This window comes from Pectobacterium quasiaquaticum (genome assembly GCF_014946775.2).
In the GTDB taxonomy this organism is placed as follows: Bacteria; Pseudomonadota; Gammaproteobacteria; order Enterobacterales; family Enterobacteriaceae; genus Pectobacterium; species Pectobacterium aquaticum.
The window spans coordinates 3,772,173-3,797,615 of sequence record NZ_CP065177.1; the positions used below are offsets into that span (position 1 = coordinate 3,772,173).

Consider the following 25,443-nt stretch of genomic DNA (forward strand, 5'->3'; position numbering starts at 1 on the left):
ATAGATAGGAATAACAGCGATAGGGCCGAAGAAGCCCTACCGCAGAAACAGCATTAATCTATCTGTTTGACGTCAACACGCAGTTCTTTCGGCACTTCAAAGACGATGTTTTCTTCACGTCCCTGCATTTCAACCGCCACCTTGCCGCCTAATGCTTTCAGGCGCTGAATCACCTGTTGTACCAGAATATCCGGTGCCGATGCGCCTGCGGTTACCCCAACATGCGAAGCGCCCGCTAGCCATAACTCCTGGATATCTTCTGCTGAATCAATCAGATAAGCTGCTTTCCCCGCGCGCTGTGCTAATTCAGCAAGGCGATTGGAGTTTGAGGAGTTTTTAGAGCCGACGACAAAAACGACATCCGCCTTATCCGACAAGTGGCGAACGGCTTCCTGACGATTGGTCGTGGCATAGCAGATGTCATCTTTACGCGGGCCGACGATCTGCGGGAAACGCTCACGCAATGCATCAATCACCGCATAGGTATCATCAACAGAAAGCGTGGTCTGCGTCATAAAACACAGATTGCTTTCGTCTTTTACCTGTAGCTGCCAGACATCCTCAGGGGATTCCACCAGATACATGCCGCCGTCCGCATTGCTGTACTGCCCCATCGTCCCTTCGACTTCAGGGTGCCCGGCATGCCCGATAAGAATCGCTTCTACGCCTTTCTTACTGGCTCTGGCCACTTCCATATGCACCTTGGTCACCAGCGGACAGGTCGCATCGAATACCGTCAGATCGCGGTTTTTGGCTTCATTACGTACCGCTTGCGAAACGCCATGTGCCGAGAAAATCAGAATCGCACCGTCCGGCACGTCTTCAATCTGCTCAATAAAAATCGCACCACGTTCGCGTAATCCGTTAACCACATAGCGGTTATGTACCACTTCATGACGGACGTAGATCGGCGTACCAAACAGCTCCAGCGCCCGTTCCACAATGCTGATAGCCCGATCGACACCGGCACAAAAGCCGCGCGGATTAGCCAGCAGGATCTGCATGTGTCACCTCCTGTTGTACGGGATCGATATCCAGCACTTCAAGATCGAAGGTTATCGCCTGACCGGATAGAGGATGGTTGAAATCCACGGTGACGGACTCTTCGGTCACATCGCGGATAATCCCCGGCATATCATTTCCGGCAACGCCGCTGAACAGCATGATAGTGCCAACTTCCGGCACGCCGGTCTGGGCGAAATCACGACGCAGGAAGAACTGGATCAGGTTCGGATTGGTCGGCCCAAAGGCCGACTCCGGCGGTAGCGTAAACTTGCGTTTATCGCCACGCCGCAATCCCAACAGATGTTGTTCCAACGCGTCAGACAGGCTGCCGTCGCCAAGGCGAAACAGCGCTGGTTTGCCGCGCTCACGCGTAGATTCAGCCGCTGAGCCATCCTCTAGCGTCAGAATAAAATGCACCAGCAGCGCGCTGTTATGCTGAACACTCTCGGACATCAGTGACCCTTTTGCTTAACGGTATCAGTATCATCATACGTACTGAAAAAACCTTCCAGTACGATGAGCGCCGCGCCAATACAGATAGCGGTATCGGCAAGGTTAAACGTGGCGAAATGCCAATCACCGACATAAAAGTCGATGAAATCGACAACAAATCCGTGCCATGTCCGGTCGAACAGATTGCCCAGTGCACCGCCGATAATCAGCGAATACGCAATGTTATTGAGCCGCTGTTTGACGCTGCCACGGTACATCATCACCAGCAGAGCAACCACGATAGCAATCGCGATGCCAGCAAAGAACCAGCGTTGCCAACCGCCTTTATCCGCCAGGAAGCTGAATGCTGCGCCGTAGTTACGGGCGTAATGCAGATTCAGAGAAGGCATCACTGGCACCGTATCCCCCAGCGCAAAGTGGGCAAGAATCCACTGCTTGCTGCCAAGATCGACAACTAAAACCAGTATCGCCAGCCAGAGCCAGCGCAGTCCACTCGCACAGATTTTATTCATCAGACAAATTTACGCTCTTCGCCGTTACCGCCCACGTTAGTCGCACAGCGACCACACACTTCAGGATGCTCGGCATTGCTACCAATATCCGTCTCGTAATGCCAGCAGCGTGGACACTTGTGTCCTTCTGCCTCACTTAAGGCAATTTTCAGTCCGGTGAGTTCCGTTACCTGCGCGCTATCCGGCGCATTTTCATAACGTTCGACCTGCGCTTTTGACGTCAATAACGCAAAGTGCAGTTCTTGATGCAGTTGGCTCAATTTACCTGCCAGATTAGCATCGGCGTACAGCGTGACGGAGGCTTCCAGCGATCCACCGATGCGCTTGTCATTACGCGCCTGCTCGATGACTTTGTTCACTTCGCTACGCACTTTCAGAACATCCGTCCAGAACGCATCGTTCATGGTTTCTGCGCTATCCAGCGCGAACAGACCGTCATACCACTCTTCGGTAAACACGTACTGCGCACGCTCACCCGGCAGGTAGTTCCAGATCTCATCGGCGGTGAAGGACATAATCGGTGCCATCCAGCGTACCAGCGCTTCTGAGATATGGTACAGCGCAGTCTGGCAGCTACGGCGTGCTACGCTGTCGCCTTTTGCCGTGTACTGACGATCTTTAATGATATCCAGATAGAACGAACCCATTTCAATCGAGCAGAACTGCATTAGACGCTGTACGACGCGGTGGAAATCATAGCTTTCATACGCTTCGAGGATCTCTTCCTGTGCCGCTTTCGCACAGCCGACCGCCCAGCGATCCAGCACAACCATATCTTCTGGTTTCACCATATGCTGCTGTGGATCAAACCCATTCAGGTTCGCCAGCAGGAAACGCGCGGTGTTACGGATACGGCGATAGGCATCGGCGGAACGCTTCAGGATCTCATCGGATACGGCGATTTCACCGGAGTAATCCGTTGAACCGATCCACAGGCGCAGAATGTCGGCACCGAGCTTGTTCATCACGTCCTGCGGGCTGACGGTATTCCCGATCGATTTGGACATCTTGCGGCCCTGACCATCAACGGTGAAACCGTGGGTCAGTACCTGGCGGTAAGGCGCTTTGCCTTTGATCGCCGTAGAGATCATCAGGGAAGACATGAACCAGCCACGATGCTGGTCGGAACCTTCCAGATACATATCCGCCGCATGACCGCCGAATTCAGGGCGTACATCCACGACAGACGAGTGCGTTGATCCAGAATCGAACCACACGTCCAGCGTGTCCGGCACTTTGACGTAGTTGTCCGCGTCTGCGCCCAGCACATCGGCCGGATCGAGATCCCACCATGCCTGAATGCCATCGGCTTCAACACGTTTCGCTACTGCTTCAATCAGCTGTGCGGTACGCGGATGCAATTCTTCCGTCTCTTTGTGGACGAACAGCGACATTGGCACGCCCCAAGTACGCTGACGGGAGATACACCAGTCAGGACGGTTGGCGACCATCGCTTCGATACGCGCCTGACCCCAATCCGGGATCCACTGCACGCCTTTGATTTCAGACAGCGACTGCTTACGCAGGCCTTTTTGATCCATGCTGACAAACCATTGTGGCGTGGCACGGAAAATGATCGGCGACTTATGACGCCAGCAGCACGGATAGCTGTGCTGCAATTTCTCTACGTGCAGCAACATGCCTTTTTCACGCAGGATTTCAACGATCAGGTCGTTGGCTTTGAAAACGAATTTGCCATCTAGTTCAGGATAGGTGCCGCTCAGGTAGCAGCCGTTCGGCCCAACTGGGTTGGCGATTTCCAGATTGTATTTCTGGCTGATCACATAGTCTTCAGGACCGTGACCACCGGCGGTATGCACCGCACCCGTACCCGCATCCAGCGTCACGTGGTCGCCCAAAATGGCGGGTACATCGAAGCCCAGGAACGGATGTTTGAAACGCAGCAGCTCAAGATCCGCGCCTTTGCAGTCGCCCAGAACGATCCACTGGGTCACACCTGCGCGTTTCATCACGCTTTCAACCAAATCGGCCGCCAGAATCAGCGCCTGACCGCCAATCTGCACCAGCTGATAATCGAATTCCGCATTCAGCGAAATAGCACGGTTTGCTGGCAACGTCCACGGCGTGGTCGTCCAGATCACCAGCGAGACAGGGCCGTCTACGCTACTCACGCCAAATTTAGCTAATACCGCAGCCACATCGCTGGCGTTAAACGCGACATCAATGGATGGAGACGTTTTGTCGTAATATTCGACTTCCGCTTCCGCCAGCGCGGAACCACAGTCGGCACACCAGTGAACCGGTTTCGCCCCTTTGTGCAGGTGGCCATTTTCAATGATGCGGCCCAGCGCACGGATGATGTTCGCTTCGGTTTTGAAATCCATCGTCAGATAAGGACGATCCCAGTCGCCCAGTACGCCGAGACGGATAAAGTCGGCTTTCTGACCGGCAACTTGCTCTGCCGCATATTTACGGCACTCCGCGCGGAATTCTGCGGCGCTGACTTTCTCGCCCGGCTTACCGATAAGCTGTTCTACTTTCAGCTCAATCGGCAGACCGTGGCAGTCCCAGCCAGGCACGTAAGGGGAATCGTAGCCAGACAGACCTTTCGATTTAACAATAATATCTTTCAGAATCTTGTTAACTGAGTGACCAATGTGAATGCTGCCGTTCGCGTACGGAGGGCCATCGTGCAGAATGAAGGTCTTCTTTCCCTTCTTCGCATTGCGAATAATCCCGTACAGATCCTGCTCATACCAACGTTTCAGCATGTCAGGTTCGCGCTTGGCCAGATCGCCACGCATCGGGAACCCTGTTTCCGGCAAGTTCAGGGTAGTCTTATAGTCACTCATTAGATTCTCGATTTCGTTTCGGCTAGAAAAATTAAACCGGTGTCTTTAACCCGAAGAACGTCCGGGCTGTCACCACATCATCGGCGATTTGCTGTTTTAACGCATCGAGCGAAGCAAAACGCTGTTCATTACGGATCTTTTTACGCAGTACGACTTCAATATGACGACCATAGAGGTTCATCGTCACGTCCAGCAAATGCACTTCAAGCTGCTGGCGTTTGTCACCGTTTACGGTCGGACGCGTGCCAATATTGGCAACGCCCGGTAGCGGTTCTTGCCCTAGCCCATAAACGCTGACGGCATACACGCCGCTGACGGGGGAAACCTGACGTTTCAACGGCAGGTTGGCGGTAGGGAACCCAATGGTTCGCCCCAATGCTTTGCCATGTTCTACACGCCCGGAAATGCTGTAAGGATGGCCTAACAGACTTTCTGCCAGCTCAAGTTCATCACGACTGAGCGCTTCACGTACGGCAGTGCTGCTAACCCGTTTGCCGCCATTACAGAACGAATCAGTGCTGATGACATCAAATCCCGACTCACATCCAGCCTTCTGTAATAACAGGAAATCTCCCTGACGACCAGCCCCGAAGCGGAAGTCATCTCCCACCACCAGAAACTTCACGCCCAATTTTTTCACCAGCAGGGAAGAAACAAACGTCTCAGCATCGTTGGCGGCAAAACGTGCGTCGAATCTGACGCACAGCAGATAGTCCACGCCGGCCTGCGCCAGATATTTCACCTTGTCACGCAGACGCGTCAGACGGGCGGGCGCTTTTTCCGCAGCGAAGAGTTCCAGCGGCTGTGGTTCAAAAATCATGACCATCACCGGCAGCCCACGAGCGCGACCTTCCTGCTTCAGTCGTTCAAGCAGCATTTGGTGTCCGAGGTGCACGCCGTCAAAATTACCAATAGTGAGCACACAGCCGTAATGGTGTGCCCGAAGATTGTGTATACCGCGAATTAGCTGCATGGCTGGCCCAGAACAAAGGGTTAATATTATGGAAATCGGCGGATTATACCTTGTACAGCGAGTAAGGTTAACCCGCGATTCGCGCCTTTTGCAGCCACCTTGTAAATCGTGCCAGTATTTGCACGTTTTTTAGCTGAATCATCGATGGATGAGGCCTATACGCAGAATATCCAGACGGCGGACGGCACATGCAATCCGACTTTACCGATGACAGACAGGGCTTTATCAAATTCAGGATGAATTTATGATGCGAAAAGCTGTATTCCACCGCGTGAAGCTGCTAAAATCCTGCGCCATCACAACGTAACAAGTGTCGACGTACAAACGACGCTTATTTGCACAAATCCATTGACAAACGAAGGCTAAACGAGCATATTCCACGGCCTTTGAATTGTCCTCGATTGAATATATTTGGGAGTTGGACCTTGGCTAATATCAAATCAGCTAAGAAACGCGCCGTACAATCTGAGAAGCGCCGTAAGCATAACGCAAGCCGTCGCTCAATGATGCGTACTTTCATCAAGAAAGTATACGCGGCGATCGCTACTGGCGATAAAGAAGCGGCACAGAAAGCATTTAATGACATGCAACCAATCGTGGATCGTCAGGCTGGTAAAGGCCTGATCCACAAAAACAAAGCTGCACGTCATAAATCCAATCTGGTTGCGCGCATCAACGCCATGCAATAATCACGCATCTGCGTGTTGTTGCTAAGAAAAAACCGGCCTAGGCCGGTTTTTTTGTGTCTGTGGTATCACAGAAGAGCGCTGAAAAATCCGCGTTACAGACGCGCTGCACCGCAGGGTGCTGGATCATTCTGGCCGCAAAAATCGCATAATACTCATCCTGAATGTTCTCGATCCTACCGATCTCGACGATATCGCCCTGCTGGTAGATTTCATTGGCATACAGAGACGGTGCAACGAAAATCGCGTCGTTATTAATGCCGAACGCGGTCATCAGAGCCGCATCATCAAATTCGCCCAAAATAGTCGTCTGAATATTTTGCGCCGTAAACCAGTTCAGCAGTTTCCGTCCCAGCATGGTTCGCCGCCCGGGAATCAGCAGCTTACGTTGTTCAAGGCAAGCGGGAAAAGGCTGCTCAGGCTGCGGACGTTTACAATAAAAACTCACACCACATTCGCCCAGCTTGAGTGAAAACAGCCCTTCCTGCTGCGTCGAATCCACCGGACAATCTGACAAAATCATATCCAGCTTATGCTGGCTCAACTGCTCCAGCAGCATTTCGTGCGTCGACTCAAAACAGCGTAAATGGATATGTTCCTGTTCCGTTACGACCGTTTCCAGCACCCTGCTCACCAGCCGTTTGGACAACGCATCAGCCACGCCGACATCAAATAGCAGGTTCGATTCTTTGCGGTAGTTCACAATATCCAACATTTCCTGGCTAAGCTGGAACATGCTATCCGCATAGCGAAAAACAAGCTGCCCCAGCTCCGTCGGTTCCAACCCGCGCCCCTTACGCTTGAAGAGCTTGCCCTGTAAACGCTCTTCCAGACATTTGATTTGTCCGGTAATAGTCTGCGGCGTTAAGAACAGCGTCTCTGCCGCACCCGCAACGGATCCCGACTTATAAACCTGCCAGAAATAATAGAGATGATTAAAATTCAAATGAGACACACCCGCCCCCTCTTCGCGCCTCCGGCATAGCATCAACCCTTACACGGTTGCATCACCTTGTCCAGCGTAGGCAACACAACACGTAGCGCCAGATAGCCAAGCAGTGCCGCTAGCCCCGATGCCAGTAAGATTCCCAGCTTGGCATAGGTAATCAACTCCGCATCGCCGCCGGAGAAGGCCAGCAGCGTAATAAATATCGACATGGTAAAACCGATGCCGCACAGCATTGACACCGCCACAATCTGGCTAAAGTGAACACCAGCGGGCAGACGCGCGTAGCCCAGCCGGATGGTTAGCCAACTGAACAAAGTAATGCCCAGCGGTTTACCAATCAGCAACCCGGCAGCAATGCCTAGGCTCAAAGGGGAAAACAGTTTTTCCAGCACAATCCCCTGCAATACAATGCCTGCGTTAGCGAAGGCAAACAGCGGAATAATCAGAAACGCGACCCACGTTTGTAAGCCATGTTCCAACGTAGCTGCCGGAGAAGATTCCCCGTTGGACGTACGTAAAGGAATAAAGAATCCGACAATCACCCCAGCGAGCGTCGCATGAACGCCACATTTTAGAATGCAGATCCACAAGACGATCCCCACCAGCAAATAGGCGGAGTTTTTACCAACCTGCTGCCTGTTCATATAGGCCAGCGCTATAATCGCCAACACCGCGCCACCTAGCGCAGGCCAAAAAATCTGCTGCGTATAAAACAGGGCAATGATCAGGATCGCCCCCAGATCGTCAATGATCGCCAGCGCTAGCAGGAAGACTTTCAGCCCAGCGGGAACACGTTTACCCAAAAGCGTCAGTACACCAATCGCGAACGCGATATCTGTCGCCGCGGGAATCGCCCAGCCCGCGCGCGTCATCTCATCATTCGCGTTGAAAAGCAGAAAGAACAAAGCAGGAAAAACCATTCCGCCTACCGCAGCCGCCAGTGGCAGCATCGCCTGTTGGCGGCTGGCTAACGAGCCTTCGACAAGTTCGCGCTTTACTTCCAGACCAATCAGCAGGAAGAAAATCGCCATCAGACCATCATTAATCCACAGCAGCAGGTTCTTATTGATTTCCAGTGCGCCAAAGCGCATTTCCACCGGCATCATCAGGAATTGTTGATAGCCAGCGGCAGTCATCGACCAGTTGGCAAACGCAATTGCCAGAACTGTTGCCATCATTAGCATCACACCAGCGGCGGCATCCAATCGAATAAAGCGACGAATCATTGTTATCATTGACTTAATCTCCCATTAGGCACGAGCGTTAATACCGTATGCCCGCTTTCTTGCTGGCAAGACTACGCAATCTAACCACTCGCTAAAAGCAGATTAAAGCTGGCTTAATCATCGTAAAAAACGATCTATTGAATTGAGGCTATCAAGAGAAAGGAATAAAAAAACGTCGGGAGCGTTTTTCAACATTGCACAGTAACGGCCACAAGGTGACGCGCAGGGATGTCCGTCATAAAAAAACCGGCAGGTTTACCCCACCGGTTTCTTATCACGCATTAACGACAAACCATTAACGGGTTAAATCATCGAAAAATTTCTTCACGCCATCGAAAAAATTTTTCGAGCGTGGGCTATTTTTCTCGCCAGACGGGCCACCAAAGCTCTCATCGAGTTCTTGCAGCAGTTGTCTTTGACGCTCATTCAGGCTAACCGGCGTTTCGACAACCACACGGCACAACAGATCGCCCTGCGCACCGCCACGTACCGATTTCACGCCCTTGCCACGCATACGGAACAGTTTCCCAGTTTGCGTTTCCGCAGGCACTTTCAACTTCACGCGACCATCCAGCGTCGGAACTTCAATCTCGCCACCTAATGCTGCCATCGCAAAATTGATCGGCACTTCACAGTACAGATTGTTTTCTTCACGTTGGAAGATCGGATGCGCTTTAACCTGCACCTGAACGTACAAATCACCTGACGGTGCACCGTGCTCACCCGCTTCGCCTTCACCAGACAAACGGATACGGTCGCCCGTGTCCACGCCCGCCGGAATTTTCACCGACAGCGTTTTGCTCTTCTCTACGCGACCATGGCCGTGACATTTGACGCACGGATCTTTAATGATCTTACCGCGACCATGACAGTGCGGACACGCTTGCTGCACGGTAAAGAAGCCCTGACGCATCTGAACCTGACCGTTCCCATGGCAGGTTGGACAGGTGATCGGGGAGCTACCCGGCTTCGCACCATTACCGTGGCACACATCACATTCTTCGAGTGCGGGAATACGGATCTCTTTGGTGACGCCACGTACCGCTTCTTCTAGCGTCAACTCCATGTTGTAGCGTAAATCGGATCCACGGCTCGCACGCTGACGGCGACCGCCGCCAAAAATATCACCGAACACGTCGCCAAAAATATCACCAAAATCGGCACCGCCGCCGCCAAAGCCACCGCCGCCTCCGCCCATACCACCTTGCTCAAACGCCGCATGTCCATACTGATCGTAGGCTGCGCGTTTTTGCGAGTCGGTAAGGATCTCGTAGGCTTCTTTGATCTCTTTGAACTTGGCTTCTGCCTCGCTATCACCCTGATTACGATCTGGGTGGTACTTCATCGCCAGACGCTTATACGCTTTCTTTATTTCGCGCTCATCCGCGTTTTTAGCAACGCCCAGGCTCTCGTAATAATCTTGCTTCGCCATTTATTTTCCTGCCCCTCAACATGCATGCACGGGCGCAGAGTTTCCTCGACGCCCGTGCTGATTGCCAGCAATAGCTTTGTGACAGCTACTGCGCCCGCTCAAGGGCGATTACTTTTTATCTTTTACTTCTTCAAACTCAGCATCAACGACATCGTCGTCGCGACGAGCAGAGGCATCATCAGCGGCACCTTCGGCACCTGGCTGTGGCTGAGATGCTTCCAGCAGCTTGCCAGAAACCTGAACCAGCGCCTGAATTTTCGCTTCGATTTCTGCTTTGTCTTCACCTTTCAGCGCGCTTTCCAGCGCTTTCAGTGCGTCGTCAATCGCAGTTTTATCATCAGCAGCCAGTTTGTCGCCCACCTCTTCCAGCTGCTTACGCGTGCTGTGCAGCAGGTGATCTCCCTGGTTACGCGCCTGAACCAGCTCTTCAAACTTACGGTCAGATTCCGCATTCGCTTCTGCATCACGTACCATTTTCTGGATTTCTTCTTCGTTCAAACCAGAAGATGCCTTGATGGTGATTTTCTGCTCGCGGCCGCTGTTTTTGTCTTTCGCGGAAACGTGCAGGATACCGTCGGCGTCGATGTCAAAGGTCACTTCGATTTGCGGCATACCGCGCGGCGCAGGCTGAATACCATCCAGGTTAAACTGACCCAGAGATTTGTTGTCATGCGCGCGCTTACGCTCACCCTGCAGAACATGAATCGTTACCGCAGACTGGTTGTCTTCCGCCGTTGAGAACACTTGGCTGTGTTTCGTCGGGATCGTGGTGTTTTTAGCGATCAGCGCCGTCATCACGCCGCCCATGGTTTCGATCCCCAGAGACAGCGGGCTTACGTCCAGCAGCAGAACGTCTTTCACGTCACCCGACAAGACACCGCCTTGAACCGCAGCACCGATGGCAACCGCTTCGTCTGGGTTCACGTCTTTACGTGGTTCTTTACCGAAGAAGTCAGCGACTTTCTTCTGCACCAGAGGCATACGCGTCTGACCACCAACCAGAATCACGTCCTGAATTTCAGAAACGGACAGGCCAGCATCCTGCAATGCCACTTTCAGCGGCTCCAGAGAACGGTTCACCAGCTCTTCGACCAGTGACTCCAGTTTTGCACGCGTCACTTTGATGTTCAGGTGCTTAGGACCAGTCGCATCCGCCGTGATGTACGGCAGGTTAACGTCAGTCTGCTGTGCAGAAGACAGCTCGATCTTGGCTTTTTCTGCGGCTTCTTTCAGACGCTGCATGGCCAGCGGGTCGTTGCGCAGGTCGAAACCTTGCTCTTTCTTAAATTCATCAACCAGATAGTTGATCATGCGGCTATCGAAGTCTTCACCACCCAGGTGGGTGTCACCGTTGGTTGCCAACACTTCAAAGGTTTTCTCGCCATCAACTTCGTCGATTTCGATAATGGAAATATCGAACGTCCCGCCGCCCAGGTCGTAAACCGCGATAGTACGGTTGCCAACTTCTTTATCCAGACCGTAGGCCAGCGCAGCCGCTGTTGGTTCGTTGATGATACGTTTGACTTCCAGACCCGCGATACGGCCGGCATCTTTAGTCGCCTGACGCTGCGCATCGTTGAAGTAAGCGGGTACGGTGATAACCGCTTCGGTGATGGTCTCACCCAGATAGTCTTCCGCCGTTTTCTTCATTTTTTTCAGCACTTCAGCTGAAATCTGCGGCGGAGCCATTTTCTGATCTTTCACTTCCAGCCAAGCATCGCCATTATCTGCCGCGATGATTTTGTACGGCATGATGTTGGCATCGCGCTGAACTTCTTCGTCTTTAAAACGACGGCCAATCAGACGCTTGATAGCAAACAGTGTATTTTTCGGGTTGGTCACTGCCTGACGTTTAGCCGGTTGGCCAACCAGAGTTTCACCGTCTTGCGTATAAGCAATGATTGAAGGCGTGGTGCGATCGCCTTCGCTATTTTCCAGTACTTTTACCTGAGTACCGTCAATAATCGCGACACAAGAGTTGGTTGTACCCAGGTCGATACCAATAATCTTACCCATCTAAACATCTCCACTAAAAAGTCATATTCGGTATGGTGGTTAAACCTACTGTGCGGGCGAAATGTCATTTTTCAACAAGATTTCTCGTTTTCCAACGACATCCCCTCGTTTTTCAGCAGCAGCACACGTTTCATTTTTATGCTAACCACCGATGTAACGGCCCGACACACGCCTTTGCGGCAGGTCAAACTGTTTCGGTTGCAAATAAGATGGGGCCAACATTTCTATCATCAAGGGGGGAAGATGAAAAAAAATGACCTTTACCCCTCGTACGATCAAACTATTCTGCCTTCCCTATGTTGTGTCCGTTCCAAACGCCCGATATGATGCCGCGCTCGCTGCAAAAATGGGGACATTTCCCTACACAATAGCGGGCAATAACACCTAAACGACACCTATCCCAACGTGATTGGCGCACTCGCTAGCCTTAATGCAGCGCCGACGCGAAGGGACTATTAATAATCTGTTATTGCAGAGGATTTATGAGCACGAACACGTTGGCAAATCCTGGTCCATTAGGACTGATGGGCTTCGGGATGACCACTATTCTGTTGAACCTGCACAACGCAGGCTTTTTCCCACTTTCTTCCATCATTCTCAGCATGGGTATTTTCTACGGCGGTATTGCCCAGATTCTGGCTGGCCTGCTGGAATATAAAAAAGGGAATACGTTTGGCGTGACCGCATTCACGTCTTATGGCGCATTCTGGCTGACGCTGGTTGCCATTCTTATGCTGCCAAAAATGGGCCTGGCGGAAGCCAGCGACGCTCAGTTCCTTGGCGTGTTCCTTGGCCTGTGGGGCGTCTTCACACTGTTTATGTTCTTCGGCACCTTCGGTACCAACCGCGCACTGCAATTTGTCTTCGGCAGCCTGACCGTGCTATTTGCGCTGCTGGCCGTGGGTAATTTTACCGGCAACCACGCCCTGCTGACCTTCGCGGGTTACGAAGGTATCATCTGTGGCGCAAGCGCGATTTATCTGGCCATGGCTGAAGTGCTGAACGAGAAGTTTGGTCGCACCGTACTGCCAATTGGTGCTCGTGGCGCGTCTCACTAAGTTCTGGCGCCATACCCGTACCGACGCGATCCGGTGTAACATGCTAACGAGCCCTGTCAGATTGACAGGGCTCGTTTGTTTTTGATGACGCGCTATTTTTTAAGAAAAGCGGACTTAAACTTCGACGGGCGAACGATCGCGCGCGTCGCTATCGGCCGAAGCACGCGAGTCCGCATCCAGATCGCGCTGCAAATAAATACCCAACAGCAATCCCACGCCAGCCAGCGTCAGGACATAGAAGGCAGGCGCCATCGGCGTCACTTTCATGATCAGCGTCACGAAGACGGGCGTCAGGCCACCGAAAATGGCATAGGAAACATTGTAGGAAAAAGAAATCCCGGAGAACCGCACTGCCGCCGGGAATGCCCGCACCATGACATAAGGCACACCACCCACCACACCCACGCTGAGCCCGACAATCGCATAGCTGACAAAGAGCAGCGTCGTACTGCTTGCTGCCGAGCTATAAAAGAACCCGCTACATACGGCCAGCAACAAGCTACCCACAATGAACAGCTTGCTCGCACCGAAGCGGTCAACCAGCAGCCCCGCACCGACGCAGCCCACCATCAGCGCAATCGTTGCCAGACAGTTTGCCTGCAATGCCAGCGCAGCAGGAATGCCGTGGACTTTTTGCAGGTAGGTCGGTGCCATCAGAATAACGACGACAATGCACGCAGACAGCAACCAGGTCAGCAGCATTGAAACCACAACCGCGCGTTTATGATTTAAGACGACAGATTTCAGCGGCAGCTCTTCCGCCAGCTTTTTCTGCTCACGCATCTCCATAAAAATGGGGGTTTCCTGCAACCAGCGGCGCAGATACATGGCGACAAGACCGAATACTCCGCCAATAAAGAACGGCAGACGCCAGCCGCCGCCAGACATCTGCTCTGGCGTGAGCACAGTGTTCAGCAGCGTCGCGATCAGCGAGCCCAGCAGAATCCCCATCGTTAAGCCAGCAGTCAGCGTACCGCAGGCAAAACCAATACGGGCGCGAGGCACATGCTCCGCAACGAAGACCCATGCACCGGGGACTTCCCCACCGATTGCGGCACCTTGCAGCACGCGCATTAACAGCAGTAAAAGTGGTGCCGCAATACCAATAGCTTCATAGGTTGGCAGCAAGCCCATTGCCAGCGTCGGTAGCGCCATCAGCAATATGCTCAGGCTGAACATTTTCTTACGTCCGCTCTTGTCGCCAAAGTGGGCCATGATGATGCCCCCAAGCGGGCGGGCCAGATAGCCTGCGGCGAAAATACCGAACGTCTGTACCTGCCGTAGCCATTCAGGGATATCGGGTGGAAAAAAGAGATCGCCAATCACGGCGGCAAAGAAGACGAAAATAATAAAATCGTAAAACTCTAACGCGCCACCCAGCGCAGCCAGAGACAGCGTTTTATAGTCCTGCCGGTTCAACCGGCGAGGATGGGCGTGTTGGTCCTGAGTCATAAGTTACCGTGCATTGCCAGAGTGAGAAAAAACATCACCGCAGTGTGTAAAGTAGAAATTACTATAGCGGCAAAATTTTTATACACCAGCAAAGCTGAATCTTATGTTTCAAATCGCCTAACTTCAGTTTTTTATTTCGCGCACGGCATTTTTAGGGCGAAAAGCTGCTACCACATCCGCATTGGTTTCAATATAAGGGCCTTCCAGCAACTGGATACAATACGGTACGCTGGCAAAAATACCGGCGACAACGACCTTGCCATCTGCATCTTTTAAGCCTTCCAGCGTTTCCTTAATCGACTTGGGTTGCCCTGGAAGATTAAGAATCAGCGCCTGTTTACGCAGCACGCCCACCTGGCGGGAGAGGATCGCGGTAGGTACGAAACGCAGGCTGATCTGACGCATTTGCTCGCCAAACCCTGGCATTTCTCGATCGGCAACGGCCAGCGTAGCGTCTGGCGTGACATCACGGCGTGCAGGTCCCGTTCCTCCGGTTGTCAGCACTAGATGACAGCCACGCTCATCCACCAGTTCACACAGCGTTTGTTCAATCATTGGCTGTTCATCTGGCACCAACCGAGTTTCCACTTCAAAAGGCGTAGTCAGGGCGCTACGGAGCCAGGATTCCAGTTCTGGGATGCCTTTATCCTGATAAATCCCGCCGGAAGCACGATCGGATACGGAAACCAAGCCAATACGCAATACGTTCATAAGCACCTCAGTTTAAACAAAACACCAATTTTATCAGGATATTGACGGCTTTTAGCAAACAATTCGCTCTCATGAGGAAATTCACACGATGTTCGTTATTTCACGCTGAGTGCGGTATGACATTTGATAATAATTATTAAATAGCGTCTCAAAAAAAGTCAGGACATGACTTAAATTAATAATAACGCAGCGCAATTAAAATTTAAGAATAGTAGGCAAATAAAAAAGATCGCTAACCCATTAAGAGCGGGTGAAATACGCCGATAGATTAAAGAGAAAAGGATGATATCCACCACGACAGAGCATCACGTTAAATCAAATAATATGATAAAATTAAAGCACTTCTTTAGTATCACTAAAAATAAAAAAGCCCTATCAAGGAAGTCGCCATGACCGACCTTAAGTATAAAATACTTAAACTTTTTGCCCATCCGACATACGCGTTTTTTCTGTTCGGTGCGATTTCCTTTATCTTCACCATCATTATTATGCATGAAGCCAATAAGTCGACCTGGAAAACAGAACGGATAAATCTCGATACCGCGATCAAAACCTACGGTTCTTACACCAACAGCGGTGAAGTAACAGAAAGCGATATGATTCGGCAATCCGGTACTTATTTATTGTCACGTACCAGAACATTTGCCTTTAACACTCGGGATTCACGTAGCGAATGTATAAACAAGCTTTCCTCTTCCGATCTCAACTTCAACGATATGGCCGTTATTCGCACCTGCCAAAATAAACTGCCCTCTATCGGGGACTATGCGGGTAAAAACACGCTGACAATTATTTTCCCTATTCTGTCACCAACCGATGAATTACTGGGTATTTGGATAAGAACGACGTCAGAAAGCCCACCACCATCATTTATCCAGACGCTATTTTCCCTGTCATCAACCCTCATTATTGTTGGTAGCGTACTCCTTTTCGCTATTTTAGGCAGCCTGCTCTCAGTGCTGACGAAAAAATATTTGGTGGAGTTGCCCATCATCGCGCGGTATGACGATCTCACCGGTTATTTACGGCGAGATGCGTTCGTTATGGCCGCAAATAAAGCCTTTAGTATCGCTAACCTGACCAAGCGCCCCGTTAGCGTCATTCTGATCGACATTGACTACTTTAAGCAGGTGAATGATAGCTTTGGCCATAGCGTCGGGGATGATGCGCTGAAGTTTGTCGGCGACACCTTCAAAAAATCATTTCGCCGCGAAGATATTTTTGGCCGTATTGGCGGCGATGAATTCGCGATCGTATTACCTAATATCGGATTAGACGATGCGTACACCATCGTGGACAAAGCAAGAGAGCGCGTGAGCGACACACCTTGTGAAACAACCGCTGGGGCTATCAGGCTGACGGTCAGTATTGGGCTGGTTGAATACTATATCGCTGGGGAAGATCTCAGCGAGGTCATGAAACGTGCCGATGATAATCTTTATATCGCGAAGAAAACACGTAACGCGACGGCAAAATAAATGTATCCCCGCGATACCAAATTGCAGACAAAAAAATAGCCGGAATTCCCGGCTATTTTTATCCGCAGAATGCTTACAGTAAATCTGCGATCATCTTCTCCAGTTTTTCCTGGTCGATAGCAAATTTACGGATCCCGTCGGCCAGTTTATCAATCGCCATTGGATCCTGGTTGTGCTGCCAGTAGAACTCAGCTTCTGTCATTTTCGCCGGACGAACTTTCACGTCACCAACGTAAGACAGCTTGCGAACCACTTCGCCTTCGCTTTCTGACAGCTCTTTCAGCAGGGCGGGTGCAATCGTCAGACGGTCACACCCGGCCAGTTCCAGAATCTCACCGACGTTACGGAAGCTCGCGCCCATCACAACGGTTTCATAGCCGTGCTCTTTGTAGTAGTCGTAGATTTCGCTAACGGAAACCACGCCTGGATCTTCATTCGGCGCGAATTCTTTCTTATCGCCATTGGCTTTGTACCAGTCAAGAATACGGCCAACGAATGGAGAAATCAGGAACACGCCCGCTTCAGCACAAGCGCGCGCCTGTGCAAAGGAGAACAGCAGCGTCAGGTTACAGTTGATGCCTTCTTTTTCCAGTTGCTCCGCCGCGCGGATGCCCTGCCAGGTTGAAGCCAGTTTAATCAGGATACGCTCGTTACTGATGCCTGCGTCGTTGTACAGCTTGATCAGGTGTTTTGCCTTCGCCACGCTGGCTTCGGTGTCATAAGACAAGCGCGCATCCACTTCTGTGGAGATGCGGCCGGGGATCAATTTTAAAATTTCGAGACCGATATTGACCGCCAGTTTATCCGTGGCATCCACGACCTGCTGTTTGCGATCGCTGCTCTGCTCACGCGCCCAGGCAATTGCCTCGTCGATCAGCTTGCGGTATTCAGGAATTTGCGCAGCGTTCAGAATCAGTGAAGGGTTGGTGGTCGCATCTTGCGGTTGGTACAGTTTCATTGCCGCAATATCGCCGGTATCAGCTACAACCGTGGTCAGTTGGCGTAGGGAAGTCAGTTTATCCGTCATGTTGGCATGTCTCGTTGTTTATACGTGGTGCTCGTGAATGAAAATAGCTCGTATATGAATCGACTGGTTATCTAATCGGGTGGCCGTCTGTTTTGCGCCGAAATCTGATAATAACACGCGCACTTTCCCGCGCAAGCCAGCCTTTTCCCACTCGCCCCTGCAACGGTGCTTACACGCCGATAAGACGCCATATTTTCCCCTTCTCGAACACGCGGGAACGAGAAAGACGAGGCGTATTATAGCTATCGCCGTTTTCTTACTACGTTCTTGCTATAGTAGGTGCATCAAAAATCAGACCGACAGGACATGGCGCATGCTTATTACTATTTCACCCGCAAAAACGCTCGACTACACCAGTCCTTTGGCAACGACGCGTTATACCCAGCCGGAACTTCTGGACTATTCCAGCCAGTTGATTGATGTGTGTAAAAAACTGACGCCGGCACAGATCGCTTCTCTGATGAGCATCAGCGATAAGCTAGCTGACCTGAACGCAGGCCGCTTTAGCGATTGGCAGCCGGATTTCACACCGGAGAACGCGCGTCAGGCGCTGTTGGCGTTTAAGGGCGACGTCTATACCGGATTGGCCGCAGAAGATTTCAGCGAGGAGGACTTCGATTTCGCTCAACAGCATCTGCGTATGCTGTCAGGCCTGTATGGCGTGTTGCGCCCGCTGGATTTGATGCAGCCGTATCGGCTGGAAATGGGCACCAGGCTGGAAAATAAAGCCGGTAAAGATCTCTACAGTTTCTGGGGCGACACCATTACTGAAAAGCTGAATCAGGCGCTGCGCGAACAAGGCGACGATGTGCTGGTTAATTTAGCATCGGACGAATATTTCAAAGCCGTTAAACCGAAAAAGCTCAATGCCCGTCTGATCAAGCCCGTTTTCCTGGATGAGAAAAACGGTAAGTTTAAGGTAATCAGTTTCTACGCTAAGAAAGCTCGCGGTCTGATGAGCCGTTTCATTATTCAAAACCGCCTGACTCAACCAGAGCAGTTGAAAGCGTTTAATCTGGAAGGTTACTTTTTCGAGGCTGCGGATTCTTCGGCTGACGAGCTGGTGTTCAAGCGTCACGAACAGTAAATATACCCGTCATACTTCAAGCTGCATGTGCGTTGGCTACGGTCATTCACCCGAATCACTTACCTGAGTAAGCTCATCGGGATTCACTCTCTTGCCGCCTTCCTGCAACTCGAATTATTTAGGGTATAAATAGTACGATAGGCAAAAAAGAAAGGCGGCGAAAACGCCGCCCTTTCAATCGATTTATTCCGGCAGCGACATCAGGAACTCACGCAGCTTCGCGAAATCATCTGGGAAGTTGTGCGACAGCAGATCCAGATCGGCACGCTCAGCCAGCGCTTCTGGCAGATCCAGCTTTTTGCCCAGAATGTCTTCCACGCTTTCCTTGAATTTCGCCGGGTGCGCCGTGCCCAAGAACAGACCGAATTCACCCGCTTGCAACTGATCGCGCAGCAGACGGTAAGCAATCGCAGCATGCGGCTCTGAAAGATAGCCTAACGCATCCAGCTCATGCATGGTTTCTTTCGTCGTCTCATCGCTCACTGCGCCAAAGCCCAGCGTTTTCAACTGCCAGTTCTTACGGCGGAACAACTCTTCCACGCGCGGCCAGTTGTTCGGCTGGCTTACGTCCATCGCGTTGGATAAGGTTGCCACCGTTTTATTCGGTTCCCAATTTCCGCTGCTCAGGAAACGCGGCACGGTGTCATTGGCGTTGGTCGCCGCGATGAAGCGCTTAATCGGCAGACCCAGCGATTTTGCCAGCAGACCGGCAGTCAGATCGCCGAAGTTACCACTCGGCACAGAAACCACCAGTTGGTTACGGGCTTCCTGCGGCAGTTGTGCAACGGCTTCAAAGTAGTAGCAAATTTGCGCCAGCAAACGGCTGATGTTGATGGAATTTGCTGAGTTCAGGCCAATCGCCTTTTTCAGTTCTTCATCATCAAACGCCTTTTTCACCAACGCCTGACAGGCATCGAAATCGCTGTCGATAGCGATGGTGTGAATATTGCCACCCAGCGTACAGAACAGTTTTTCCTGCAACGGGCTGATCTTGCCCTGCGGATACAAAATCACAACGCGGACATTTTCCAGACCGTAAAAGGCGTGCGCCACAGCGGCACCGGTGTCGCCAGAGGTCGCCGTCAGAATAGTGATTTTCTCGTCGCCAGACACTTCCGTCAGCATTTGCGCCATAAAGCGGCCGCCGAAGTCTTTAAAGGCCAGCGTCGGGCCGTGGAACAGCTCCAGCGCAGCGATATCTTCCGCAACTGGCGCAACCGGAGCCGGGAATGCAAAGGCCGCTTTCACACGCTCAAACACCGTTTCGGTCGCAATTTCATCACCGATATAGGCAGACAGAATGCGGCTGCTGCGGGTCACAAAATCCAGATCCAACAGAGCATCGATTTCAGTGCGCTCGAATTCCGGCAGTTCCAGCGGGAAGAACAGCCCTTGCTGGCTACCCAGCCCTTGCTTGATAGCCTGAGCAAAACTGACCTGCTCGTTATGATCTTTAAGGTTGTACAGTTTCATGCGTTATCCCAGTTGTCGTGCGCCAGTCGTATCAAGACGGCAAATATGAACAAAACCTTCATCGTTCTGCAAATAGTTATCCCGCAGCCAGTCGGCCAGACGCTGTGCGCTCGCCATGTCGTTGCAGACGGAGAATAACGTTGGGCCAGAGCCGGAAATACCGCAGGCCAGCGCCCCGATATCTTCAGCAGCCTGGCGAGCGGCAGCAAAGCCGGGCAGCAGTTTCGTCCGATAAGGTTCCGCGATGACATCCTTCATCAGTTTTGCCGCCAGCGCGGCCTGTCCGGTATGGCAAGCGTGGATAAAGCCCGCCAGATAACGGCCGTGGCTGATGCAATCCTGACGACGATATTGCGCAGGCAGAATCGCGCGCGCTTCAGCAGTGGAGACTTTAATCCCCGGATACGCCATGACCCACAGCCAGTCATCGAATGACGGCACAGGCTGGCTGATGATGCCGTTTTCTTCCAGCATCAGTTGGACGCCGCCGAGAAAACACGGGGCAACGTTATCGTAGTGAACGCTGCCGGAAATGCGCCCTTCCAGCTCACCCATCAGCGTCAGCAGACGGTTATCATCCAGCGGCTTACCGCAAAATTCGTTCATCGCCATCAGCCCAGCGACGACAGAACAGGCGCTGGAACCGAGCCCTGAACCAATCGGCATATTCTTTTCGAGCGTCATCGCCACTGGCACGGTTTTGCCAATTTCCTGACAGAACAGTTCCCAACATTGATACACAATGTTTTCTTTCGGGTTATCCGGCAGCTTGCTAACAAAACGCCCTTCATTACGCAGGCTGAACAGATCGGCGGCTTCAACAGAGACGCAATCCCCCAGCAATGAACCGTCTACCGGCGAGACGGCCGCACCCAGCACATCAAACCCAACGCTGACGTTACCGATTGATGCAGGTGCATACACCTTAACCATAATTATGCTCCCAACTTCCATGACAAGGTGCGCAGCAGATCTGCGAACACACCAGCAGCGGTAACATCGTTACCCGCGCCATAACCGCGTAACACGAGCGGCAGTGGCTGATAATAACGGCTGTAGAATGCCAGCGCATTCTCGCCATCTTTGACTTTAAACAGCGGATCGTTGCCGCCAACAGCACTGATTTTGACCTTACAGCGGCCTTCTTCAATCACGCCGACATAGCGCAACACTTTACCTTCATCACGCGCTTGTGCAACACGGCTGGCAAATTCATCATCAGCCGACGGCAGGCGCTGCATGAAGCTGGCAACATCGCCGGAGGCATCGAAGCTGGCAGGCAGAACGGATTCCACCTCAATATCGCCCAGCTCCAGTTGATAACCCGCTTCACGCGCCAGAATCAGCAGCTTACGCGCCACGTCCATACCGGACAGATCGTCACGCGGATCGGGCTCGGTATAGCCTTTCTCTTTCGCCTGCGTGGTCGCTTCCGACAGCGACATGCCTTCATCAAGTTTACCGAAAATAAAGGACAGCGAGCCAGAGAGAATACCGGTAAAGCGAATCAGCTCATCACCCGCATTCAGCAGATTTTGCAGGTTCTCAATCACCGGCAGGCCTGCACCGACGTTAGTGTCATACAGGAAGCGACGGCGGGATTTCGCCGCGGCGCTACGCAGTTGGTGATAATAGTTCATCGACCCCGTGTTGGCTTTCTTGTTTGGCGTCACCACGTGGAAACCGTCGGCCAGGAAATCCACGTACTGATCGGCTACAGCCTGATTCGACGTACAGTCAACGATCACCGGGTTCAGCAGATGGTACTCTTTAACCAGACGGATCAGACGGCCCAGATTAAATGGTTCGCGGGCTTTACCCAGCTCTTCATGCCAGTTTTCCATCGAGATGCCGTTAATATTGGTCAGCATCGCTTTTGAGTTGGCGATCCCACACACGCGCAGGTCGATATGCTTGTCTTTCAGCCACGGCTGCTGGCGGTGGATCTGATCCAGCAGTGCACCACCCACGCCACCGACGCCGATCACAAACACGTCGATCACCTGATCGGTGTTAAACAGCATCTGGTGGGCAACACGTACGCCAGTGGTGGCGACATCGTTATTCACCACGACAGAGATAGAACGCTCGGAGGAGCCCTGCGCGATAGCCACGATATTGATATTTGCGGTCGCCAACGCCGAGAACAGGCGCGCAGACAAGCCGCGCAGCGTGCGCATGCCATCGCCTACCACAGAGAGGATCGCCAGACGCTCCATCACATCCAGCGGTTCCAGCACGCCTTCTTTCAGTTCTAGATAGAATTCGTCTTCTAGCGTTTTTCTAGCACGCGCCAGCTCGTTTTGCGATACGCAGAAGCTGATGCTGTATTCGGAAGATGACTGCGTAATCAGAACAACAGAGATACCCGCGCGCGACATCGCAGCAAACACACGCGCCGCCATGCCTACCATGCCTTTCATGCCAGGGCCGGAGACGTTAACCATCGCCATATTGTTCAGGTTGGTAATGCCTTTCACCGGATACTGCGTATCCGTGCTGTCCATACCGATGAGCGTACCGGGAGCCTGAGGATTTTCGGTGTTTTTGATGAGGCAGGGAATTTGGAACTGGGCGATAGGAGCGATAGTGCGGGGGTGGAGGACTTTGGCGCCAAAATAGGACAGCTCCATCGCCTCCTGATAGGACATCGACTTCAATAATCGAGCGTCCGGCACCTGACGCGGATCGCAGGTATAAACGCCGTCCACATCGGTCCAGATCTCACAACAGTCGGCACGTAAACACGCAGCCAGTACCGCAGCAGAATAGTCAGAACCGTTCCGGCCCAGCACGACCAGTTCCCCTTTGTCGTTACCGGCAGTAAAGCCTGCCATCAGGATCACATGATCTTTCGGGATGGCACTTTCAGCGATGCGGCGAGTCGACTCCGTGATATCCACGGTGGATTCAAGATAGTGTCCCTGCGCCAGCAGCTTCTCAACCGGGTTGATAACGGAGACCCCATAGCCGCGCGCCTGAAAGACCGCTTCCATGATGGCGATAGACAGTTTTTCCCCTCGGCAGATGATCGCAGCGTTCACACTATCAGGGCACTGGCCCAGCAGCGCGATGCCGTGCAGAACGTGTTTCAGCTGTGCAAATTCCTGATCCACGAATGCCTTCAGGCGGGCATGGTCAAAGCTGGGTTGAGACGCGGCAAGGCCTTGCAGCAGCGAAGAAAAGATCGTTTCGGCGTCGTTTAAATGAGGCAGGATATCTTGTCCGGCGACGGTTTTCTCAATCATGGCAACCAGATGGTTGGTAATTTTCGCCGGAGCGGACAATACGGTAGCCACCTGTCCCTGGCGCGCGTTGTTCTCGATAATGTCGGCAACGCGTGCAAAACGCTCCGCATTTGCTACTGAAGTCCCGCCAAATTTCAACACTCGCATTTTTATCTGTTCTCCTGAATTTCTGCCAACCAAACGCCGAAAGCGTTTTTTGTATGCCGCTTACAGACGGCGTTGAGGGATAACCTGCCATAAAAAAAAAGCCCGCACTGTTCGGTGCGGGCTTTTTCTGGAATCTTTATATGCGTCAGCCCGCACCGTTACTGGTTGTATCGGTGATGGTAATAATCGTGGTGATTAGGCTGATAGTGCGCATGCTAAAATTGAATCTCATTAGAAGTAGAGTTATCTGCCCTATTAGTTAGGCCAATCGCCCTTTGAAGTCAACGGATTTCTTTTTTTTCTTCTCGCCGAAGGAAAAATCCCTGCCGCTCAACCCACTGCCTAAACAGGAATAAGCCGGACAAACCGTTGTCAAAATACGTGACTCAAGATGTTCGACTGCCAAAAAAGCCATCTCTGCTATCTTATTTCGGCAACCTTTTTTCAATGTCGTGTAGCAACCGATGAAGCATCGCCGTATCGCGTTGCTCTAAACGCCCTAGCCGCTGATGCAACCAGTCCCGCAGTTTTGCATCGTCTTCAACCGCCAGATTGACCAGTAGCCGCTCCATACGATCGCGCAGCGCCGATAACTGCCCCGCCACCGCTGGCTGTGTCGCTTCCGGTTTGACCTGCATGAGATCAGCCAGTTGGTAACAATACACCATCACCGCCTGACCAAGATTCAGCGAGGGATAATCCGCTTTCATCGGCACGCCAGTCAGCACATCCGCCAGTTCGAGCTCTTCATTCGTCAGGCCAACATCTTCCCGACCAAACACCAGCGCCGCAGACGCCATCCATTGAACCTTCTCCTGCAATACGCCAGTCAGTTCCGCTGGCGTGCAGTAATAACGATATTTCGCCCGGCTGCGCGCGGTGGTCGCGACCGTAAAATCGATATCTGCCAGTGCTTCCGTCAACGTGGAAAACACCTGTACGTTATCCAGAATATCTCCTGACCCGTGCGCCACCCAGCGGGCGGCGGGCTCCTGATGTACCGCGCTACCGACAATACGCAAGCTGCTGAACCCCATCGTTTTCATCGCACGAGCGGCCGCCCCGACATTTTCAGCCCGAGCGGGCTCAACCAAAATAATATGAAACTGCATAGACTCCTCAGTATGGGTTACATGCGTTTTGGCAAGAGTTCATCTGCTCGCCAAACAACGCAGCCCTGCAATCGATAACAATTTATTGATGACGACGATTTGTTGATAACGGCAATTTGTTGGGCATCACGGTAAAAAATTAACAATAAACCAACAACATTTTCGGCATCAATTCGGCCTTCGGTAGGAAACATCGGTGAGTCCAAAATATGGGCGGGAAGATAAAACCCTAATAAAAACAAGGTAAATTACCTTACTTCAATAAGTTATAAAACTACCAGCGACTGTGTAGCGCCAATTATGATTATTGGCATTTGCTATGCTAAATCGTTCATAAAAAGTGCTAAATTGTGACGTAAACTGGCAATCTTATAAGTGTTTATCACAAAATAGTTAACGTGCTAAAATGAAATTTGATATATGTCAACAGAACCGTAGATTTATCAGCAGGCAAAATCTGTGCTTACTGTTATGTTGCTGTTAATAAGGTTAAACTGTGCGCCACTTTGAGCGCAGTTAAATTAGCGCCACGCTCATCCGCTAGCAGTACCTCTAAGCGGGTAGAGAATGAACACCAGTAACGCA

Annotated in this window: 22 protein-coding genes and 1 other annotated feature; of the genes, 4 read left to right on the forward strand and 18 right to left on the reverse strand. The window is 51.9% G+C overall.

From position 1 onward, the window contains the following. Positions 1-53: 53 nt before the first annotated feature. From ispH to ribF, 5 genes are read right to left on the reverse strand one after another with little or no spacing between them, the layout of a single operon-like run. Positions 54-1,004 (reverse strand): 4-hydroxy-3-methylbut-2-enyl diphosphate reductase, encoded by a 951-nt coding sequence (gene ispH, locus IG609_RS17220; RefSeq protein WP_193398231.1) that lies wholly within the window; start codon positions 1,002-1,004, stop codon positions 54-56. After that, complete coding sequence (fkpB, locus tag IG609_RS17225) at positions 985-1,458, reverse strand: FKBP-type peptidyl-prolyl cis-trans isomerase (protein ID WP_039461726.1); 474 nt, start codon at positions 1,456-1,458, stop codon at positions 985-987. Before fkpB ends, ispH begins: the two co-directional genes overlap by 20 nt. Next, positions 1,458-1,970, reverse strand: coding sequence for a signal peptidase II (gene lspA / locus IG609_RS17230; protein ID WP_404825809.1), 513 nt, complete (start codon positions 1,968-1,970; stop codon positions 1,458-1,460). The genes fkpB and lspA overlap by 1 nt, the downstream gene beginning before the upstream one ends. Next, positions 1,970-4,783 carry an isoleucine--tRNA ligase gene (gene ileS / locus IG609_RS17235; RefSeq protein ID WP_193398230.1) on the reverse strand — a complete coding sequence of 938 codons (2,814 nt, stop codon included), beginning with the start codon at positions 4,781-4,783 and terminating at the stop codon, positions 1,970-1,972. The genes lspA and ileS overlap by 1 nt, the downstream gene beginning before the upstream one ends. Positions 4,784-4,814: 31 nt before the next feature. Next, complete coding sequence (gene ribF, locus IG609_RS17240; protein WP_193398229.1) at positions 4,815-5,756, reverse strand: bifunctional riboflavin kinase/FAD synthetase; 942 nt, start codon at positions 5,754-5,756, stop codon at positions 4,815-4,817. A gap of 425 nt (positions 5,757-6,181) precedes the next feature. On the opposite strand from ribF, the gene rpsT reads away from it, so the two are divergent. After that, positions 6,182-6,445 carry a 30S ribosomal protein S20 gene (rpsT, locus tag IG609_RS17245; RefSeq protein WP_010681770.1) on the forward strand — a complete coding sequence of 88 codons (264 nt, stop codon included), beginning with the start codon at positions 6,182-6,184 and terminating at the stop codon, positions 6,443-6,445. 37 nt (positions 6,446-6,482) lie between these two features. On the opposite strand, the gene nhaR is transcribed toward rpsT, so the two are convergent. The 4 genes from nhaR to dnaK form a co-directional block, all read right to left on the reverse strand. Then, positions 6,483-7,397: a transcriptional activator NhaR gene (gene nhaR / locus IG609_RS17250; protein ID WP_180785302.1), complete on the reverse strand. Its 915-nt coding sequence runs from the start codon at positions 7,395-7,397 to the stop codon at positions 6,483-6,485. 32 nt (positions 7,398-7,429) lie between these two features. After that, positions 7,430-8,626: a Na+/H+ antiporter NhaA gene (gene nhaA / locus IG609_RS17255; RefSeq protein WP_193398228.1), complete on the reverse strand. Its 1,197-nt coding sequence runs from the start codon at positions 8,624-8,626 to the stop codon at positions 7,430-7,432. Positions 8,627-8,912: 286 nt separating this feature from the next. Next, a complete protein-coding gene (gene dnaJ, locus IG609_RS17260) occupies positions 8,913-10,049 on the reverse strand; it encodes a molecular chaperone DnaJ (RefSeq protein ID WP_102118484.1) in 1,137 nt (378 codons plus the stop codon). Positions 10,050-10,157: 108 nt separating this feature from the next. Continuing rightward, positions 10,158-12,065 (reverse strand): molecular chaperone DnaK, encoded by a 1,908-nt coding sequence (gene dnaK / locus IG609_RS17265; RefSeq protein WP_138254581.1) that lies wholly within the window; start codon positions 12,063-12,065, stop codon positions 10,158-10,160. A gap of 482 nt (positions 12,066-12,547) precedes the next feature. On the opposite strand from dnaK, the gene satP reads away from it, so the two are divergent. Next, on the forward strand, positions 12,548-13,123 hold the full coding sequence (gene satP, locus IG609_RS17270; RefSeq protein ID WP_039487144.1) for an acetate uptake transporter: 576 nt from the start codon (positions 12,548-12,550) through the stop codon (positions 13,121-13,123). A gap of 114 nt (positions 13,124-13,237) precedes the next feature. On the opposite strand, the gene IG609_RS17275 is transcribed toward satP, so the two are convergent. Next, the gene (locus tag IG609_RS17275) at positions 13,238-14,575 is read right to left on the reverse strand and encodes an MFS transporter (RefSeq protein WP_193398227.1); all 1,338 of its coding nucleotides are present in this window, start codon (positions 14,573-14,575) and stop codon (positions 13,238-13,240) included. 123 nt (positions 14,576-14,698) lie between these two features. After that, positions 14,699-15,286, reverse strand: coding sequence for a molybdopterin adenylyltransferase (gene mog, locus IG609_RS17280; protein WP_193398226.1), 588 nt, complete (start codon positions 15,284-15,286; stop codon positions 14,699-14,701). 389 nt (positions 15,287-15,675) lie between these two features. Here mog and IG609_RS17285 point away from each other — a divergent pair, with 389 nt between their 5' ends. Then, on the forward strand, positions 15,676-16,764 hold the full coding sequence (locus IG609_RS17285) for a GGDEF domain-containing protein (RefSeq protein WP_102118488.1): 1,089 nt from the start codon (positions 15,676-15,678) through the stop codon (positions 16,762-16,764). Positions 16,765-16,837: 73 nt separating this feature from the next. On the opposite strand, the gene tal is transcribed toward IG609_RS17285, so the two are convergent. Continuing rightward, a complete protein-coding gene (gene tal, locus IG609_RS17290) occupies positions 16,838-17,791 on the reverse strand; it encodes a transaldolase (RefSeq protein ID WP_180785294.1) in 954 nt (317 codons plus the stop codon). Positions 17,792-18,104: 313 nt separating this feature from the next. Between tal and yaaA the strand changes: the two genes are divergently transcribed. Then, positions 18,105-18,878: a peroxide stress protein YaaA gene (gene yaaA / locus IG609_RS17295; protein ID WP_193398225.1), complete on the forward strand. Its 774-nt coding sequence runs from the start codon at positions 18,105-18,107 to the stop codon at positions 18,876-18,878. Positions 18,879-19,061: 183 nt separating this feature from the next. Here the strand turns inward: yaaA and thrC are convergent, their stop codons facing one another. The 6 genes from thrC to IG609_RS17320 form a co-directional block, all read right to left on the reverse strand. After that, positions 19,062-20,351, reverse strand: a complete 1,290-nt coding sequence (gene thrC, locus IG609_RS17300) for a threonine synthase (RefSeq protein ID WP_180830202.1) — start codon at positions 20,349-20,351, stop codon at positions 19,062-19,064. A gap of 3 nt (positions 20,352-20,354) precedes the next feature. After that, positions 20,355-21,284 carry a homoserine kinase gene (thrB, locus tag IG609_RS17305; protein ID WP_039507167.1) on the reverse strand — a complete coding sequence of 310 codons (930 nt, stop codon included), beginning with the start codon at positions 21,282-21,284 and terminating at the stop codon, positions 20,355-20,357. A gap of 2 nt (positions 21,285-21,286) precedes the next feature. Then, positions 21,287-23,746 carry a bifunctional aspartate kinase/homoserine dehydrogenase I gene (thrA, locus tag IG609_RS17310; RefSeq protein WP_180785292.1) on the reverse strand — a complete coding sequence of 820 codons (2,460 nt, stop codon included), beginning with the start codon at positions 23,744-23,746 and terminating at the stop codon, positions 21,287-21,289. A 91-nt stretch (positions 23,747-23,837) separates the two neighbouring features. Next, positions 23,838-23,953: a sequence feature (Thr leader region), on the reverse strand. Next, positions 23,892-23,978 (reverse strand): thr operon leader peptide, encoded by an 87-nt coding sequence (gene thrL / locus IG609_RS20675; protein WP_072012441.1) that lies wholly within the window; start codon positions 23,976-23,978, stop codon positions 23,892-23,894. It overlaps the preceding feature by 62 nt. A gap of 193 nt (positions 23,979-24,171) precedes the next feature. Next, positions 24,172-24,858, reverse strand: coding sequence for a tRNA/rRNA methyltransferase (locus IG609_RS17315; RefSeq protein ID WP_180785291.1), 687 nt, complete (start codon positions 24,856-24,858; stop codon positions 24,172-24,174). Positions 24,859-24,875: 17 nt separating this feature from the next. Next, entirely contained in the window at positions 24,876-25,100 is a 225-nt protein-coding gene (locus IG609_RS17320) for a hypothetical protein (protein WP_193398224.1), read from the reverse strand. Positions 25,101-25,443 lie beyond the last annotated feature (343 nt).

Coding starts and splice junctions, on each gene's coding strand:
- ispH (WP_193398231.1), bottom strand. CDS start 1,004: ATGCAGATCCTGCTGGCTAATCCGCGCGGCTTTTGTGCCGGTGTCGAT.
- fkpB (WP_039461726.1), bottom strand. CDS start 1,458: ATGTCCGAGAGTGTTCAGCATAACAGCGCGCTGCTGGTGCATTTTATT.
- lspA (WP_404825809.1), bottom strand. CDS start 1,970: ATGAATAAAATCTGTGCGAGTGGACTGCGCTGGCTCTGGCTGGCGATA.
- ileS (WP_193398230.1), bottom strand. CDS start 4,783: ATGAGTGACTATAAGACTACCCTGAACTTGCCGGAAACAGGGTTCCCG.
- ribF (WP_193398229.1), bottom strand. CDS start 5,756: ATGCAGCTAATTCGCGGTATACACAATCTTCGGGCACACCATTACGGC.
- nhaA (WP_193398228.1), bottom strand. CDS start 8,626: ATGATAACAATGATTCGTCGCTTTATTCGATTGGATGCCGCCGCTGGT.
- dnaJ (WP_102118484.1), bottom strand. CDS start 10,049: ATGGCGAAGCAAGATTATTACGAGAGCCTGGGCGTTGCTAAAAACGCG.
- dnaK (WP_138254581.1), bottom strand. CDS start 12,065: ATGGGTAAGATTATTGGTATCGACCTGGGTACAACCAACTCTTGTGTC.
- satP (WP_039487144.1), top strand. CDS start 12,548: ATGAGCACGAACACGTTGGCAAATCCTGGTCCATTAGGACTGATGGGC.
- IG609_RS17275 (WP_193398227.1), bottom strand. CDS start 14,575: ATGACTCAGGACCAACACGCCCATCCTCGCCGGTTGAACCGGCAGGAC.
- mog (WP_193398226.1), bottom strand. CDS start 15,286: ATGAACGTATTGCGTATTGGCTTGGTTTCCGTATCCGATCGTGCTTCC.
- IG609_RS17285 (WP_102118488.1), top strand. CDS start 15,676: ATGACCGACCTTAAGTATAAAATACTTAAACTTTTTGCCCATCCGACA.
- tal (WP_180785294.1), bottom strand. CDS start 17,791: ATGACGGATAAACTGACTTCCCTACGCCAACTGACCACGGTTGTAGCT.
- yaaA (WP_193398225.1), top strand. CDS start 18,105: ATGCTTATTACTATTTCACCCGCAAAAACGCTCGACTACACCAGTCCT.
- thrC (WP_180830202.1), bottom strand. CDS start 20,351: ATGAAACTGTACAACCTTAAAGATCATAACGAGCAGGTCAGTTTTGCT.
- thrB (WP_039507167.1), bottom strand. CDS start 21,284: ATGGTTAAGGTGTATGCACCTGCATCAATCGGTAACGTCAGCGTTGGG.
- thrA (WP_180785292.1), bottom strand. CDS start 23,746: ATGCGAGTGTTGAAATTTGGCGGGACTTCAGTAGCAAATGCGGAGCGT.
- thrL (WP_072012441.1), bottom strand. CDS start 23,978: ATGAGATTCAATTTTAGCATGCGCACTATCAGCCTAATCACCACGATT.
- IG609_RS17315 (WP_180785291.1), bottom strand. CDS start 24,858: ATGCAGTTTCATATTATTTTGGTTGAGCCCGCTCGGGCTGAAAATGTC.